Source organism: Massilia alkalitolerans DSM 17462, from assembly GCF_000427785.1.
Classification (GTDB): Bacteria; Pseudomonadota; Gammaproteobacteria; order Burkholderiales; family Burkholderiaceae_D; genus Telluria; species Telluria alkalitolerans.
In genome coordinates this window covers 122547-138707 of record NZ_ATYR01000005.1, presented here as the reverse complement: position 1 = coordinate 138707, position 16161 = coordinate 122547, and the positions used below count along the sequence as shown (strand labels likewise).

General features: G+C 67.5%; 15 protein-coding genes and 1 riboswitch. Of the genes, 9 read left to right on the top strand and 6 right to left on the bottom strand.

Annotated elements, in window-relative coordinates:
• The first annotated feature begins 320 nt into the window (after nt 1-320).
• From YWC_RS32725 to YWC_RS0107505, 3 genes are read left to right on the top strand one after another with little or no spacing between them, the layout of a single operon-like run.
• Nucleotides 321-500, top strand: coding sequence for a hypothetical protein (locus tag YWC_RS32725; RefSeq protein ID WP_152571080.1), 180 nt, complete (start codon nt 321-323; stop codon nt 498-500).
• Between the two features lie 28 nt (nt 501-528).
• Nucleotides 529-1722, top strand: a complete 1194-nt coding sequence (locus YWC_RS28670; RefSeq protein WP_211238953.1) for a hypothetical protein — start codon at nt 529-531, stop codon at nt 1720-1722.
• A gap of 51 nt (nt 1723-1773) precedes the next feature.
• On the top strand, nt 1774-2991 hold the full coding sequence (locus tag YWC_RS0107505; protein WP_036213549.1) for a lanthionine synthetase C family protein: 1218 nt from the start codon (nt 1774-1776) through the stop codon (nt 2989-2991).
• Here the strand turns inward: YWC_RS0107505 and YWC_RS32720 are convergent.
• A complete protein-coding gene (locus tag YWC_RS32720; protein ID WP_156923556.1) occupies nt 2988-3140 on the bottom strand; it encodes a hypothetical protein in 153 nt (50 codons plus the stop codon). The two genes, YWC_RS0107505 and YWC_RS32720, sit on opposite strands and share 4 nt — an antisense overlap.
• A 166-nt stretch (nt 3141-3306) precedes the next feature.
• Between YWC_RS32720 and ylqF the strand changes: the two genes are divergently transcribed.
• Nucleotides 3307-4254: a ribosome biogenesis GTPase YlqF gene (ylqF, locus tag YWC_RS0107495; RefSeq protein ID WP_084416346.1), complete on the top strand. Its 948-nt coding sequence runs from the start codon at nt 3307-3309 to the stop codon at nt 4252-4254.
• 65 nt (nt 4255-4319) lie between these two features.
• Here ylqF and YWC_RS0107490 read toward each other — a convergent pair whose 3' ends face one another.
• Both YWC_RS0107490 and YWC_RS0107485 read right to left on the bottom strand, forming a co-directional pair.
• Nucleotides 4320-5243: a hypothetical protein gene (locus tag YWC_RS0107490; RefSeq protein WP_051306307.1), complete on the bottom strand. Its 924-nt coding sequence runs from the start codon at nt 5241-5243 to the stop codon at nt 4320-4322.
• Complete coding sequence (locus tag YWC_RS0107485; RefSeq protein WP_027864809.1) at nt 5240-7453, bottom strand: M1 family metallopeptidase; 2214 nt, start codon at nt 7451-7453, stop codon at nt 5240-5242. The genes YWC_RS0107490 and YWC_RS0107485 overlap by 4 nt, the downstream gene beginning before the upstream one ends.
• Nucleotides 7454-7579: 126 nt before the next feature.
• Nucleotides 7580-7818, top strand: a riboswitch (cobalamin riboswitch).
• 85 nt (nt 7819-7903) lie between these two features.
• Between YWC_RS0107485 and YWC_RS0107475 the strand changes: the two genes are divergently transcribed.
• The 4 genes from YWC_RS0107475 (at nt 7904) to YWC_RS0107460 (ending at nt 11909) form a co-directional block, all read left to right on the top strand.
• Nucleotides 7904-9877, top strand: a complete 1974-nt coding sequence (locus tag YWC_RS0107475; protein ID WP_027864807.1) for a TonB-dependent receptor — start codon at nt 7904-7906, stop codon at nt 9875-9877.
• A complete protein-coding gene (locus tag YWC_RS0107470; RefSeq protein WP_036213545.1) occupies nt 9877-10764 on the top strand; it encodes a cobalamin-binding protein in 888 nt (295 codons plus the stop codon). The genes YWC_RS0107475 and YWC_RS0107470 overlap by 1 nt, the downstream gene beginning before the upstream one ends.
• A 126-nt stretch (nt 10765-10890) precedes the next feature.
• Nucleotides 10891-11553: a thiol:disulfide interchange protein DsbA/DsbL gene (locus YWC_RS0107465; RefSeq protein ID WP_027864805.1), complete on the top strand. Its 663-nt coding sequence runs from the start codon at nt 10891-10893 to the stop codon at nt 11551-11553.
• On the top strand, nt 11550-11909 hold the full coding sequence (locus YWC_RS0107460; RefSeq protein WP_027864804.1) for a hypothetical protein: 360 nt from the start codon (nt 11550-11552) through the stop codon (nt 11907-11909). The genes YWC_RS0107465 and YWC_RS0107460 overlap by 4 nt, the downstream gene beginning before the upstream one ends.
• A gap of 3 nt (nt 11910-11912) precedes the next feature.
• Here the strand turns inward: YWC_RS0107460 and YWC_RS0107455 are convergent, their stop codons facing one another.
• From YWC_RS0107455 to YWC_RS0107445, 3 genes are read right to left on the bottom strand one after another with little or no spacing between them, the layout of a single operon-like run.
• On the bottom strand, nt 11913-12497 hold the full coding sequence (locus tag YWC_RS0107455; protein WP_027864803.1) for a DUF6151 family protein: 585 nt from the start codon (nt 12495-12497) through the stop codon (nt 11913-11915).
• Nucleotides 12498-12540: 43 nt separating this feature from the next.
• The gene (gene lptA, locus YWC_RS0107450; protein WP_027864802.1) at nt 12541-13110 is read right to left on the bottom strand and encodes a lipopolysaccharide transport periplasmic protein LptA; all 570 of its coding nucleotides are present in this window, start codon (nt 13108-13110) and stop codon (nt 12541-12543) included.
• 34 nt (nt 13111-13144) lie between these two features.
• Nucleotides 13145-14446, bottom strand: coding sequence for an ATP-binding protein (locus tag YWC_RS0107445; protein ID WP_027864801.1), 1302 nt, complete (start codon nt 14444-14446; stop codon nt 13145-13147).
• Between the two features lie 435 nt (nt 14447-14881).
• Between YWC_RS0107445 and YWC_RS31495 the strand changes: the two genes are divergently transcribed.
• Nucleotides 14882-16129 carry a hypothetical protein gene (locus YWC_RS31495; protein WP_156923554.1) on the top strand — a complete coding sequence of 416 codons (1248 nt, stop codon included), beginning with the start codon at nt 14882-14884 and terminating at the stop codon, nt 16127-16129.
• Nucleotides 16130-16161 lie beyond the last annotated feature (32 nt).

Sequence of the window (16161 nt, the reverse complement as noted above, 5' to 3'; positions counted from 1 at the left end):
TTATTCGTGAAACAATTCATATAGCGGTGTCGACGCGCATTTGATCTGAACCGGCTCGCCGCCGGCGCCCTTGTGGCGGTAAAGGCGCTACCCGTGGCGAGTTCGGCGGTGACGTTAAACACTGTCGCCAGATTTCACTTGGCGGGAGGCGGGAAAGTAACGCCTGTCAGTGACGAATACGGTCAGCAGGACGGTTCGGGGCAGGAAGAGGACGCTGCGGATGTGCGCTCGTTCTTGAAAGCAGAAGACAGTGAGACAAATCAGCATGAATGTGCGCCATGTCTGCTGTCGGGGTTGGAATGGGTCTCCGCTACGAGCCAATGCCCATCGAATCAACGGTCGGACCGACGGCGGAGCGGCCGCCAACTACAACGTTTGAAGTGGAGTCCAGTTCGGTGGTCTTCCGCGACGACAGCGAAGCCTACAACCACTACGCCAACGGCAACTGGGGCGGCATCGTGGGCGTCGTGCGCAGCGCCGTGGTGAACAGTGCCCTCTAGACCGACAAAACGGCTGATCGGGCTGGGCGTGGCGCTTGCGCTTGTGTTCGCGCTTGCGCTCGCCCTCTGGTTCGGGCGCGGCGAACGGGCGCCGCCGCCGCAGGCCGCCGCCAGCCCGCCGCCCTCCGGCCGCCAGTTCTTCAGCCCGGTGCCGGAAAGCGGCCGGGCGGTCCCCAGCGAGCGCGCCGAGCGGCGCCGCCAGCTGGTCGAACACGTCCAGCTGACCGACCACACCTATTGCAGCTACCTGGAGGGCAGCCAGTACCCGGCGGACTCGCGCCCGGCCGCGCAGAACCCGGACCAGCTGCACCCGAACCAGCCCGTCACCGAGATGCATCCGATGCGCCATGAGGGCGGCGGCAACAGCGCCGGCGTGTTCCTGCAGACCTCGCAGTCGCGCGTCTACCTGGCCGCCGGCGAAGCCGCCGCCTTTTCGCTGCGCGCCGTGGATGCGCAGGGCGCCAGCGTGCCGATCGTGATCACGCGCGCGCTGGCCCAGGGCATGACCTATGGCGGCAGCCGTCCGACGCCCCAGGTGGCGCTGTCCTTCGTCGACGATGGCAGCGGCGCCGACCCGGTAGCCGGCGACAATGCCCACGCGGGCATCCTGGCGCCTGGCCAGACCGGCCTGGCGGGCTTCCACGGCACCATCCGCACCGAGGTCCGCTACACCGCGGGTGGGCGCAACGGTTTCGCCCTGTTCGACGTGATCTACACGCCGGTGCTGCCGGCCACCTGGACCGGCCAGGTGCGCGAAGCGGTCGAGAACGGTTCGCTCAGCTTCTACCTCGGCCTCGACGTGCGCCAGCCGGGCCGCTACATCGTCTCGGGCCGCGTCGACGATGCGCGCGGCAATCCCTTCGCCCTGGCGAGCTTCAACGAGGTGCTCGGCGTGGGCGCGCGCGAAGTCAAGCTGACCGTGTTCGGCAAGCTGATGACGGACGAGCGGCCGGCGCTGCCCCTGCGGCTGCGCGACGTCGACGGCTACCTGCTGCGCGAAAACGTCGACCCCGACCGCCTCTTGCTGCCGCGCCTGGAAGGGCAGGTGTTCGCCAGCCGCACCCAGACCATGAAGGGCGTGTCGGACGCCGAGTGGCAAAGCGAGGAGCGCTCGCGCTACCTGCTTGAGTATGCCAAGGACCGCAACGCCGCCCGGGAACAGCTGGCCGCCTTCGATCCGACAGCGCCGCTGCCGCCAAGTGGCTGTGTCCCGGCGCGCTGAGGATGTGCGACACTGGCGGGCCTGTACCCATCCTGTCCGAGAGCCACGACCATGCTGTACGACCCCGCGCGCCACGAGCCGCTGCAGCCGCATCCCTGGAACGAGGAGAAGGCGCGCGCCGAGATCGGCCGCATCGTGGCGCAGGCCGAGGCCGCGTATCGGGAGGGACGCTACTGGCCGGTCCATCCGCTGGACCTCGAAGGAGAGGAGCCGGATCCGGTCGAGACGCCCCTGTACCACGGCGCCGCCGGAGTGATCTGGGCGCTGCACTACCTGCAGGATTGCGGCGCGGCGCGGCTCGCGCGCGACTACCTGGACGGCTGGCAGGCGCTGCTGGCCGCCAACCGCGGGTGGCTGGCGGCGAACGCCCCTGGCGAACATGCGTCCTGGCTGATGGGCGATACGCCGATCCTGATGATGGCCCTGGGGCGCCATCCGGGCCTGCCGGACGAGCTGGCGCGGCTGCTGGACCCCAACCGCCGGCATCCGGCGCGCGAACTGATGTGGGGCGCCCCCGGGAGCCTGCTTGCCGCGCTGTTCCTGCACACGCATACCGGCGAAGAACGCTGGGCCGAGCTGTTCCGGCAGACCGCGGACGGTTTGTGGACCCAGCTCCTGTGGTCGGACGAGCGCCAGTGCGCCTACTGGACCCAGGAGCTGTATGGGCGCACCAGCAGCTACCTGGATGCGGTGCATGGCTTCGTCGCGACCGCCGGCCCGCTGCTCAAGGGGCGCCACCTGCTGGACGGCGCGGCCCGGCAGGGGTGGCGCGACTGCATTGCCGCTACCATTCGCCGCACCGCGGTATGCGAAGGAGGGCAGGTGAACTGGCACCCGCAGCTGAGCGGCACGGAGCGGGAAAACGCCAAGAAGCTGCTGCAGTTCTGCCACGGTGCGCCCGGCTTCGTGATCAGCCTGGCCGGCTTTCCTGGCGACGAACTCGACGATCTCCTGCTCGCGGCCGGCGAGACCACCTGGGCCGCCGGTCCTTTGAACAAGGGCGCGAACCTGTGCCACGGCACTGCGGGCAACGGCTATGCCTTCCTGGTCCTGTACCAGCGCAGCGGGGATCCGGTCTGGCTGGAGCGGGCGCGCGCCTTTGCCATGCACGCGCTGCTGCAGTGCGAGCGCGATGCGCGCGAGTACGGGCAGTTGCGCTATTCGCTGTGGACGGGCGACCTCGGACTGGCGATCTACCTGTGGGACTGCATCGAGGCCAGGGCGCGTTTCCCGACGCTGGACGTGTTCTTCCGCCCGGCGTCGGCTTAACCCATCAGCAGGGGGAAGCGGTCGATGAAGCAGGCGACACCGACCATGCCGCACAGGATGCCGAAAGCGAACCAGCGTCCCAGTGATTTTTTCGGTGGAAGCTCGATCGCGGCCCAGCGCGGTGGCGAAGACTTTGGCATATGACGCATGATGGTCTCCAGAATGCGGCCCAGCGGGCGGAAACTGGAGTGTGCGCCGGACCCCGGCAATGGCATTGCTAGGGATCAATGGATTGTTCAGTCAGGTGTGCTGTTTTTTCACAGAACGGCCGCCAGCGTAAAATAGCGTCCTGACTGAAGATTTGGAAAGTAGAGCATGTCGATACAATGGTTCCCGGGGCACATGAATGCGGCCAAGAAGGAAGCCGCCGAGCAGATGGAGAACACCGACCTGGTGATCGAAGTCCTCGACGCCCGCCTGCCCGAGGCGAGCTGCAACCCGCTGGTGGAGCAACTGCGCAAGTTCCGCCAGCGTCCTTGCCTCAAGATCTTGAACAAGATCGACCTGGCCGACCCGGCGGCCACGGCGGCCTGGAAAGCCTATTACGATGCCCAGGAAGGCGTGACCGCCTATCCGATGACGACCAAGAAGCCGGCCGACGTCGCCCGCATCCCCGACATCTGCCAGTCGCTGGCGCCGCACCGCGGCGTGCCGACCAAGCCGCTGCGCATCATGATCATGGGGATCCCGAACGTCGGCAAGTCGACCCTGATGAACGCGCTGCTCAAGAAGCGGGTGGCCAAGGTGGGCGACGAGCCGGCCGTCACCAAGACCCAGCAGAAGCTTTACCTCGGCAAGCACATCGTGCTGGTCGATACCCCGGGCATGCTGTGGCCGAAGATCGCGCTGGCGAGCGACGGCCTGATGCTGGCCGCGAGCCATGCGGTCGGCTCGAACGCGCTGATCGAGGAGGAGGTCGCGGAGTTCCTGGCCAACCTGCTGCTCGAGCGCTACCCGCAGCTGCTCACGGCCCGGTACGGCTTCAAGACCGAGGGGCTGGACGGCATCGCGGTGATCGAGGGCGTGGCCCAGCGCCGCGGATTCCGCATGCGCGGCGGCGAGTTCGACTACGAGAAGGCGGCGCACGTGCTGCTGCACGACTACCGCACCGGGGCGCTGGGGCGCATCAGCCTGGAGACCCCGGAAACCCGCGCCGCGGCGCTGGTGCGCCATGCCGAGGAGATGGCGGAGAAGGCCCGCATCGCCGAGGAAAAAGCGGCGCTGAAGGCGGAAGAGGCGATGCGCGGCAAGCGCGGGACCTGAGGACTTTCGTAGGGTGTGCGGCTCTGCCGCACACGCGTTCAACGCAACGATGAGTCGCAGGGACGCTAGCGTGCGCCGGCGCCCCTGGCCAGCTCCATCAGCCCGAACAGGCGCGCGCAGCGCATCCAGGCCAGCGCCAGCACCGCCAGCTGGGCCAGCAGCAGCCCGCCGAGGAAGCTGCCCGCGCCCAGCGCCGGGATGTTCAGGCGCGCCACCGCCAGCGCGCCGGCCACAAGCAGCCCAGGCACCGTGATCGCGGCATACAGGCCGACAACGGCAAACGGGCGGCGCACGATCAGGCCCAGCCCGTCGCACCAGGCCAGCACCGCCGAGCTGCGGCGGCGGTCCAGCGCCAGCACCGCGCGGCCGGCGTCGAGCGTCGCATGGGCCAGCAGCAGGAGCAGGGCGACGATCAGCGAGGCCGCCAGGGCCGCATTGCTTGCCGTGGACTCGAGCACGGCGCCGGGCTGCTCGGCGACCGAGGCCGCCATACCACCCAGGAAAACCGCCGCGCCGAGCGGCACGATGGCCCACAGCAGCATGCGCAGCAGGCGCCCGTACTCGCGCACGCCGCCGGCGGCCAGCGCCGCGAAGGCGAGCGGCGCCGGCGCGCGCGCGGCGCTGATGGCCGCCCCGGTCAGGAAGGGCGACAGCAGCAGCGTCATCACGAGGGCCACGATGCCGCCCGCACCGAGGGCCGAGGCGTGCTGGCTGTGCAGGCCCACCAGGTCCGCAATGGCCACCCCGTCGAGGCGCTGGGCCAGGGCCGTCGCGTGCACCGAGCGGTCGAAGGCGGCGCCCAGCATGGTCCAGAGGGGCAGGGCGGCAACCAGCGTGGGCAGCAGCAGGGCCAGCAGCCAGAGCAGCAGGAGGCGCCATTGCAGGGCCGGACGCAGGGCGGCGCCCACTGCACGCAAGCCGGCATGGCCGCGTGACGCGGAAGTGTGCGGCGCCTGCGCGGGCGCCAGGGAAGCGGTCGTGGTCGTCATACGGTGGCGATGAAGGACAGGATGAGTTGGAAGAAGGCCGCCGCGTCGCTCGTCCAGCGGGTCGATGCGCTGCGCTTGGGGTCGATCGTGCGGCTGTCGTCGAGCTTGTTGACGTCGAGGTAGTGGCTGCGGCGCGGGTCGAGCTCGGCCGACACGGCGCGCACCGGCCTGACCCAGGTAAAGGTACGCCATTTCTCGTCCGACGAGGTGGCGTTCCAGGCCACGGTCTCGCTGCTGCCGTCGGCGAAGCGCACCACCAGGGTCTGCGGCACGCGGGCGCCGTCGCGGCGCACGGTCACCCGGGTACGCCAGGGGAAGGGGCCGCCCTGCCGGGCCTTCGGATTGGCCTTGGCCCAATCCGCGCGCAGCCTGGCGATGCGCTCCTCCACCGCCGCCTGGCTCTCTTCGATGCGCTTGCCGTCCACCACGCGGGTGCCGGCCAGCGGCAGCTCTTCTTCGCTCGACAGCCTGGCCACCTTGTCGTCGATCCGCGCGGCTGCATAGACCTGCTGCGCAAAGACCTCTTCGACCGCGGCGCGCTCGCCGCTGCCGTCCGCCAGCGCCTCGCGCAGGTCGGCAATGCTCGGATGGCGGAACTTCCAGCGCCGGTAGTATTCCTTGAAGCCGCGCTCCATGGCCTCGCTGCCGATGCGCTGCTCCAGGTCGCGCATCACGGTGGCGCTGCGGGTGTACACCGGATCAAGGCCCTGCAGGCGCTGCCAGGCGTTCTGGCCGGGCGCATCGAGCGGCCGCTCACGCGGGGCGAACAGGCGCATGGCGTCGAAGCCTTCGAATCCCGGATCGAAGCCGATCCGCTTCAGGAAGCCGGGGGCGGGGTAGACCTGCTGTCCGCGGTCGCGCATCGCGCGGTTTTCCCAGTAGGCGGTCAGGCCTTCGTCGAGCATCGGCTCCTCGAACTCGTTGCTGGCCAGGATGCCCTGGAAGAAGTTGTGGCCAAGTTCGTGGATCGTCACGGCATCCAGTTCATATTCCTGCAGCGATTTGGGCGGAACCGCGGCATAGCCGGACGCGGTGATGAAGGTCGGATACTCCATGCCGCCGGCTTCCTGCGCGTTGTAGGGCGGGATCACGACGGTCAGCGTGCGGTAGGGGTAAGGGCCGAGCTTGCGCGAGAAATAGGCCAGCGAATCCTTGGCCGCCTTCATGACCGGCCTGGCGCTGGCCTCGTATTCCTGCGGGTACAGCACCTGCACCGTCACGATCGGGCTGCCGGGACCGGTCCAGGTCTCCACCAGCGGGCGGCCGCTGCGCTTGTCGGCAGTCCAGGCGAAGTCGTGCACGTCGTGCTGCACGTAGCGGTGCGTCAGCAAGCCGTTCTTCTCGACGGGCGCCCCCTGCAGCGCGCCGGTCGCGCCCACCGTATAGCCCTTCGGCACGGTGAGGCTCACGTCGTAGCTGCCGAAATCGGCGTAGAACTCGGACTCCATGTGGAACTCGTGCGCATTCCAGCGTGGCGCGGTGGCGCCGCGCTCGCCCGGCAGTTCGAGCACCGCGATCTTCGGGAACCACTGGGCCACCAGGTGGAAGCTGCCGTAGTAGCCGGTGCGCGCGATCACGCGCGGCAGCTGGGTGGTGAAGGCCATGTCGAGCGTGGTCGAGGCGCCGGGGGCGACCGCCTCGGGCAGGTCGAGGCGCGCCACCGTGTGGTCGGTGGCCGGTCCCCCGTCGGGCTGGACGAAGCGCCATGGCACGGTGGCGCCGCCCTGGCTCACGCTGCGCAGCGCGATGTGGCCCCATTCGCCGTCGCCGATCTCGGCGCCGCTGCGGAAACGTTCGCCGCGCTGGCGCTGCTCGGTGAAAAAGCTGCTGCCTTCGCCTTCGAAGGCGTTCATGTAGAGGTGGATGTAGACGCTGCGCACCGGGACCGCGCTGCGGTTGCGCCAGGTGAGCTGCTGCTGGCCGGCGATCACGTGCTTGTCCGGGTCGAGCGTGGCGCTGATGCGGTAGCTGGCCACGCGCTCGGACAGGGTCGCGTGGTCGCCGCTGCGGATGCCGCCCCAGGCATCCGGGCTGCTCGGCACGGTGACGGCGGCGGCGTTCGGCGCGGCCAGCGCGATGCCGTCGAGCGAAGGCGTGGCCGCGGGCGGGGGCGCGTCGGCCTGGGCGAACCAGGCGCCGGCGCTGCCGAAGGCCAGCAGTGCGGCGCATGCCAGCGCGCGCAGGCCTTGTCGCTTTCTTTGGATCTGCATGCAGAACTCCCTGTTGTCGATGTTGTATTTATATGAGCGCGACTATATCCAGAACATCGGCGAATTGCCATGCGCAGGGAATGGAAGCACAAAATACGACAACGAAATGCAGGAAAGCTTGTCAGGTTATAATCTCGCCGTTCTGGTGCCCGCGCATGCGCTCCGCATGTGCAGTTAAACGGGAAACACGAGGCAAAGGCGCTGCGCGCCCGCGCTGAGATGTGCTGCCCCCGCAACGGTCAACAAGCACGGCTTCGCATACGCGAAGCCGTAGGCTGCTCCAAACACCACTGTGCCCAGCGGCATAGGAAGGTGGGGCGGTCCGTCTTGCAAGCCCGGATACCGGCCAGACAGGTGGAAGCGAGCGCATGCGAGCAGCATGGCGGCGCCTTCCGTTCAACTCCGGTGTGCGGGGACGCAGGCCGGTGCCATTACCGAGAACATCCGAACATGAAATTTGCTGTCGTACCACGCAGCGCGCCGGCGGTGAAGCCGCTCGCGCTGGCTTGCGCCCTGTCCGTACTTGCCGCGAACGCGCTTGCACAAACCCAGGACTCCCTGCCTTCGATCGTCATCACCGGCGCGCGCTTCCCGGCGCAGCCTGCCAGCGCGCCGATCGGCGCCACCGTGATCACGGCCGAGGACATCCGCCGTTCCGGCGCCGCCGACGTCAATGCGGCGATCCGCAAGGTCGGCGGCGTTTACGGACGGCAGAGCCTGGACGCCTCGCCGGACTTCGCGCTCGACCTGCGCGGCTTCGGTTCGAACAGCGCCCAGAACCTGGTGATCCTGGTGGACGGCGTGCGCCTGAACGAGAACGAGCTGACCAATGCGGTGCTGTCGAGCATCCCGGTCGATACCGTCGAGCGCATCGAGATCCAGCGCGGCGCCAGCAGCGTGCTGTACGGCGAAGGCGCGACCGGCGGCGTGATCAACATCATCACGCGCCGCGCCGGCGCGAACGGCACCCACGGTTCGGTCTTCGCCGAAGCAGGGCGCTTCGACGCCCACGACCTGCGCGCCTCGCTCACCCATGGCGCCGGCCCGCTTTCTTTTGATGTGGCGCTGGCCGACCGCGGCACCGACAACTACCGCGCCAACAGCGAGTTCAAGCAGAAGACCGCCAGCGGCGGCGTCCAGTACGCCTACGGCGCGGGCCGCGCCGGCCTGCGCTTCGAACATTCGGAGCAGGACGCGCGCTTCCCGGGTTCGCTCACCGAGGCTCAGTACCTGGCCAATCCGCGCCAGAGCCTCACGCGGGACGATTTCGGCACCCTGGACACCGACCGCGTCAGCGCTTTCGTCGAGCACCGCGTCGGCAGCCTCGAGCTGGCCGCCGAGCTGTCGCACCGCGAGCGCGAGGTCGCAGCCAATTATTTCTACACCGGCGGCGTCACCCGCGTCGCCTACGACGCCAGCCAGACCCAGTTCTCGCCGCGCCTGCGCCACACGGCCAGCATGGGCGACAAGCGCAACGAGCTGGTGGTCGGCATCGACCTGATGCGCTGGGAGCGCCAGACCGTGTCCGATTTCTCGCGCGGCGACGCCGAGCAGGATTCGAAGGCCATCTACGTGCGCAACGAAGTCTTGTGGAATGCCCCACACAATGCCCGCCTGGCGATCGGCGGCCGCCACGAACGCTTCACCAAGGAGTATTCCGACCCGCTGGCCTTCCCGCCGGTGGCGGGTGAGCACCGCAGGCAGTCGATCAACGCCTGGTCGCTGGAAGGCAGCGTCGATCCGATGCCGCAGCTGACCGTGTTCGCCAAGCTTGGCCGCAGCTACCGCATCGCCAACGTGGACGAGAACAGCCTGCGCTCGGGTCTGGAAGTGCTGGCGCCGCAGACCTCGCGCGACCTGGAGCTGGGCGTGACCGCCGGCGGCCCGGCGCGCCAACTGACTGCGCGCCTGTTCCGCCACCGCCTGACGGACGAGATCTTCTACGACCCGACCATCGGCTGGGGCGCCAACACCAACCTGGATCCGACCCGCCGCCAGGGCTTCGAGCTCGAAGCCCAGCAGGCCCTGGCGCAGGACCTGCGCCTCTCCGCCAAGTGGCAGCGCGTGGACGCCGAGTTCACCGGCGGCCCGAACGCCGGCCGCGAGATGGTGCTGGTGCCGAAGAACGTGGCCACCGTGCGCGCCGCCTGGACTCCGCTGAGTGGCCACAGCGCCGACATCGGCGCCCAGTGGGTCGACAGCCAGCGCTACGGCAGCGACTTCACCAACAGCTGCGGCGCACGCATCCCGTCGTACACCACCGTCGACGCGCGCTACGCCTACCGCATCCAGGGCTGGGAAGCGGCCGTCAGTGCGCTCAACCTGGCCGACCGCCAGTACTACAGCAATGCCTTCGGCTGCCGCTCGGGCATCTATCCGAGCGACGGCCGCCAGCTGAAGCTGTCGCTGCGCTACGACTTCTGATGCGCGCGCCCCGACTCTTGATCGCTGCGCTGCTCTTCGGGGCGGTGGGCGGTGCGCAGGCCGCGGTGAGCGTGGTCGACGATGCCGGCCGCCGCGTCACCGTGCAGCAGCCGGCCCGGCGCGTCATCTCGATGGCGCCGCATGCCACCGAGCTGCTGTTCGCGGCCGGCGGCGGCGCGCGCGTGGTCGGGGCGATGAACTACAGCGATTATCCGGAAGCTGCGAAGAAGATCCCGCTGGTAGGCAGCAACAGCGTGATCGACATGGAGCGGGTGCTGGCCCTCAAACCCGAGCTGATCGTGGTCTGGCACAGCGGGAACACGGCGCGCCAGATCGCCCAGCTCGAATCGCTGGGTGTGCCGGTCTTCCACAGCGAGCCGCGCACACTGGGGCAGGTGGCCGGCAACATCGAGCGCCTGGGCCGGCTGCTGGGCACCGACGCGGCTGCCACGAGCGCGGCCGGGGCCTTGCGCGCGCGCCTGGCGGGACTGGAAGCGCGCTACGCCCGGCGTCCGCCCGTGACGGTGTTCTACCAGATCTGGGACCAGCCGCTGTACACCCTCAACGATGCCCAGATCGCCAGCGACGCGATCCGGGTCTGCGGCGGACGCAACGTGTTCGGCGCGCTCAAGGCGGTGGCGCCGGAGGTCGGCATCGAGGCGGTGCTGCAGGCGGATCCGGAGGCGATCATGGCCGGCAAGCGTCATGATCCTGCCAATCCTGGCCTCAAGCTGTGGGAGCCGTACAAGAGCATGACGGCGGTAAAGCGGGGCAACCTGCTCACCGTGGATGGCGAATTGCTGACGCGGCCGGGGCCGCGCGTGGTCGACGGCGCGGCCCGGCTGTGCGAGGCGCTGGAGGCGGTGCGGCAGCGCCGGCCGAAGTAAATCATTCCTCCGTTTCGCTCACGTTAATTCCGTAAGCAAATGCAAAATTCAGCCCTTCCTCAGAATGGCGGGCCGAAAAAGTGGTAATCTCCCGGCGTTTGCTCAATCTATTGTGGAAGGAAACCTATGCGTTCTCTGCGTTTTGCCCTCATCGCCGCCACCATGGTCGCCAGCACCGCGATCGCGTCGCCAGCCGACCCGAAGAACGGTGTCGACTACCAGACCCTGGCCGCGCCGCAACCGGTGCAGGCGACGGGCAAGAAGGTCGAGGTCATCGAATTCTTCGCGTACCATTGCCCGGCCTGTAACATGCTGGAACCGACGTTCAACCAGTGGATCAAGAAGCAGGGCGACAACATCGTCGCGCGCCATATCCCGCTGCCTTTCCAGGGCCCGACCGATCCGGAAGCACGCCTGTTCCTGACCCTCGAAGCGATGGGCAAGCTCGACCAGTACCACCACCGCGTGTTCCAGGCCGTGCACGTGCAGCGCCAGCGCCTGACGAAGGATGACCAGATCATCGAGTGGGCGGTCAAGAACGGCCTCGACAAGGCCAAGTTCATGGAAACCTGGAACTCCTTCGGCGTGACCACCAAGCTGCGCCGCCTGAGCCAGATGTCGAGCGCCTACAAGGTGACCGGCACCCCGACCATCATCATCGACGGCAAGTACGTGGTGTCGCCCGGCCAGATCCAGGAAGCGAACAAGATCCAGGACGTCAACCAGCTGATGCAGGCGACCACCCAGGTCATGGACGCACTCGTTGCAAGGGCAGCCAAATCCAAATGAGCAATGACGTCGAACGCGAAGTCCTCAAGATGTACGATGGGTCCCGGCCCAACGAGGACGACCTGTTTGAAACCAGCTATGTGAACCACATCGCGTGGTCGGTGGCGGTGCTCTGCACGGGCATCGCCATCTGGCTCGGCATTGCCCTCGTCAATGCCGAGAACCAGCGCCATGCCCTGATGACGAATATGTGCCCCGATCCGCTCTTCAAGGGCGGCATCGACAAGGCATGTCTCGTGACCGTGCGTTCGCGCGACCACTGGTGGGAGCACCTTTGGTATGGCGCCACGCACCTGAGCGGACAGTACGACGAGCACGTCTCCCGTTATCCCTCCCGGCGCACGACCGAGCGCTGACTCCTAGGGGGGCAGCGCCTTCCGTTCTTCCAGCGTCAGCACGTGCGGCGGCTTCACCGGCTCGCTCGTGCCCGCCCGGAAGAAGGGATTCTCCCGGTAGCCGCCGCCCAGGCGCGCCTTCATCAGCATCGTCCCGATCTTGCACACCGCCCAGGCCGTGCCCAGGACGCTCGACTTCACGGGCCCCTTGGCCGACTTGGTTTCGACCCGGCAGCGCAGCGGCCCGAGCAGCCGATCGAGTTCCGCATCCGGCGCATCCAGGCAGGCTCGCACCAGGCCCAGGTAGGAAGTGCGCGGGTCGCGCGGCGTGTTGCCGATCGGGGTGCGGCAGCAGCCGGCGTACCAGCGGTACAGCCCCTTGGGACCGAGCGACATGCAGGCCAGGTGCTCCAGGCCTTCGTCGAAGCGCACGGCGGCGGGCAGGGCGGCGGCCACCTCGGTGCCGCCGAGCGGATCGAGCACGGGGGGAGCCAGGAAGCGGCCATAGGCCTGGCAGTCCTTGCAGTAGCAGACGGCGCGCGCGGCCACGTGCCCTGCGTCGACCTGGCCGCGCAGCTTGCCGCAGCGGCAGCGTAGTGCGAGCCTCATATCGGGCCTCCCTGGACGATCATCGTGTCATGCCGAACAGTTATCATGGTTTGTCCATGGTAGCAAGCGCCGGCGCCGGCGGCGCCTTGCGTTTCGACTGCAGGACGATGGTGTTGCGCCCGCCGCCCGGACGGTCCTCGCCCGTACTGGTATTGCGCAGGGTGAACTCCTCGGTGCGGCTGTCGTAGGAGATGAATTCCCCCTCGGCCTCTTCGGTCTGGACACCGTCCAGCGAGCGCCGCACCTTCGCCTTCGACATCAGTTTCACCATGGCCGAGCGATCGTCGTACTCGACGCGCTCGGCTTCGCCTTCCATCCAGCGCTCGCCGGGGCCGTCCGCCTTTTGCCGGAAGCGCACCTTGTTGCCGGGCTGCGCCTGCAGCAGGATGCGCTGGTAGCCGCCCGGCGACTCTTCGAAGCGCCCGCCGTCGGCACTGATCGTCAGGGTGCCACGATTGACTTCCACCCCACCCGTCAGCGTGAACGTGCCGGTCAGGCTGTTGGCATCGCAGGAGCGGCACTTGATCTGCGTCGGCTTGTAGGCATCGGCCTTTTCGGCCGCCGCCTGGCCCGCTGCAAGCAGCAGCAGGGCGGGAAGAATGCATCGTTTCATGGCGTGTCCCGTGTGTTGTTGTCCTGTTCCCGCTTCAGGCGGGCAGCTTGATCACGAAGCGCGCCCCGCCCAGCGGCGCGCTGTCCGCATGCAGGCTGCCGCCGTGCAGCGCCACCGCCTTGCGCGCGATCGACAGGCCGAGGCCGAAGCCGCCGGTGGCGCGATCGCGGCTGCGGTCGAGCCGGTAAAAGGGGTCGAACACCTTCTCGCGTTCCTCGACCGGGATGCCGGGTCCGTCGTCGTCGACCGTGATCTCGACGCCGCCCCCGGTGCGCGCCGCCGACAGCAGGATGCGGTCGGCCGCATATTTCTGGGCGTTGCGCAGCAGGTTGCAGACGGCGCGCGCCAGCAGGCGGCGGTCGAGCGCGAGCTCGCCCAGGTCCTCGGGGAGCATGCAGTCGAGCGTATGCGGCGAAGGCGGCAGCATCTCGAGGCATTCGCGCAGCAACGCGTCCAGCCGGACCGGCTCGATCTGCAGCTTGCGTGTGCTGTCGAGCTTGCTCATGTCGAGCAGTTCGTTCACCAGGGAATTCAGTTCGCGCAAGTCGCCTTCCATCGCCCTGACCCGCTTGCTCAGGTCGGCGTCCCTGGCGCGCGCGTCCAGCAGTTCGAGCCCGAATTCGAGCCGCGCGATCGGCGTGCGCAGTTCGTGCGACACCGAGTGCAGCAGGCTTTTCTGCGCTTCCAGCAGGTCTTCGATGCGGTCGGCCATGTGGTTGATGCGTTCGGCCAGCGGATAGATCGAGGCCGAGGGCTTCATCTGGGAACGCGCGGTCAGCTTGCCGCTGCCGAATTCGTCCGCCATGCGCGACAGCGACTGCAAGCCCTGCCAGTGCGAGCGCGACCACAGCGCGATCGGCACCAAGAGCGCGATCGCCACGATCACGTAGCGCAGCGCTTCCATCTTGAGCGCCTGCCCGATGTCCACCGGCAGGTCCTGCGCATGCAGCACTTCCTCGTGGCTGCCGATGTAGCGTTCGCCGTCGAGGTCGACGCGGCGGTAGAAGCTGCGATTGGTGGGATCGAGCACCAGTTCGCCGCGGTCGAGCAGCGCGCGCCGGCCGGCGGGCAGGGCGCTGCGTGCCTGCGCCAGCGGAATCAGGTCATAGCGCACGTCCGACACGATGCGCACGTTGTTCAGGCGCGCCAGCCATTCGTCGCTTGGGGCCTGGTCGATATATTGTTCGAGCAGGAAGATCTGGGCAGCCGCCTGGCGGCGTGCGATGTCCTCGAGCGGATCCCCGAACAGCCGGCTGAAGGCGAAGTAAATCACGAAAGTCGCCGCCGTGATCGAAAGCATGACCAGCACGAAGAAACGGAAGAATATCCGGTTCACATGCCCATCCTGCATAACTGATTGTTACGGACTGCTGCCAAACACATAGTATCTCCTTGGCAGCATTGTATAGGAGCAAACGTCTCTTAGGAATCTCCCCGCTGGCGCTGCGCAAGCTTACAAATTGCAGACAATTCCTCGACAGTTCGAGGGGGAATGCGAGGCCGGGGATGCCTATGATGCTCAACATCAGGTCAAGGATTATCTGGTTTTCCGTTTGCCCGCCTGATATGCGAGTGTCGGCGGGTTTTTTTATTCAAGGAAGCACTGATTGGTTCTGGCGCGCAGGAATCAGTCACGAAAAATGTGTCCGGCAAGGCGCAAACCGGAGCGATACCGCGTGGTATCGCGAGGATTTGCAACGCTGCAGGGCGCATTTTCTCGTGGCTGAGGCCGCCGCCATGAATCAATCAGTGCTTCCTGTGGAAACGATCGGTGGAGAAGAAGAAAATGAGGGAGTTGGGACGCACTCTGATCAACGCCGCCGCCGTTCTCGGCATGGGCGTGGCTTTGGCAGCCTGTGGCGGCGGCGGTGAAGGCACTGCCGTCATGAGGAACCAGACGGCAGGGCAGGGCATTGCCGTCGGCGAGCCGAATGGCGGCGTTCCGGTCGTTTCCGAGTACATCAAGATGGCCCAGGAAGCATCCTGCGCATCGACCCGCAACCAGCTGTATGTCGTCGACAGCAAGTACGTGCTGTGGGACCGTGCCGGCAACTGCGCCGACAATTCGTATGGCCAGACCCTGATGGGCGCCAATCCGCAAGCCGTGCTGTGCACTTCCGGCGACACGATTGCCGGCCCGCGCACCAGCTGCAAGGATGAGAGCGTGCGCGCCCTGTTCGACACCATGCTGAAGAACCTCGACAAGGCCGACCTGGGACTGGGCGCCGGCCACAAGGTCGCGCCGGTCGGCTTCCTGCCCAAGTCGGGCACCCCGGTCGCCTTCAAGACCATCGTCAGCGAGAGCTTCTCGAACATCGAGACGGCGCGCGAAGTCGTGATCAAGGACGCGGCCGCCTGGTCGGCACTGTGGGCCGAACACAGCAAGACCCGCATCGCTGCGCCGGAAGTCGATTTCTCGCGCAACATGCTGGTGGCCGTGTTCCAGGGCAGCGGCAACCCGGGCTGTGGCACTTTCGACGTGGTGTACGCCGGCTCGAAGGACGGCAAGCTGCTGGTCGAATACGAAGTCCGCGACATGTCGCCGGTCGCGCTGTGCCTGGCCGCCGTGACCCAGCCAATGCGCGTGGTCGCGGTGCCGAAGCTTGACGCGCCGGTCGAGTTCCGCAAGATCGTCAACGACTACGTCAACTTCACCACGGTCGAGCCGCATGTGCGCACCGCCATCCATGAGCAGCGCAATGTCGTGGTGCGCGACGAGGCGGCCTGGGCCAGCCTGTGGGCCGAACATGCCGGCAGCGAGCACGCCTTGCCGAAGGTGGATTTCAAGGAGCAGATGGTGATCGGTGTGTTCCGCGGTCCCAGGCCGAGCACCTGCCACGGCGGCGGCGTCGGAAGCGTCTCTTTCCAGGGCGGCAAGCTGCAGGTCGGCGTGGTCGACAGCGTCCCAGGCCCCGGCGTCTTCTGCGGCATGATGATCGTCCACCCGGCGCACCTGGTCATCGTCAAACGCAGCGAGGCCCCGGTGGAATTCGTGACAGAAACTCGTACCAACCAGTAACAATGCGTGAGAGTTCGGCTTGCCCGACGTAA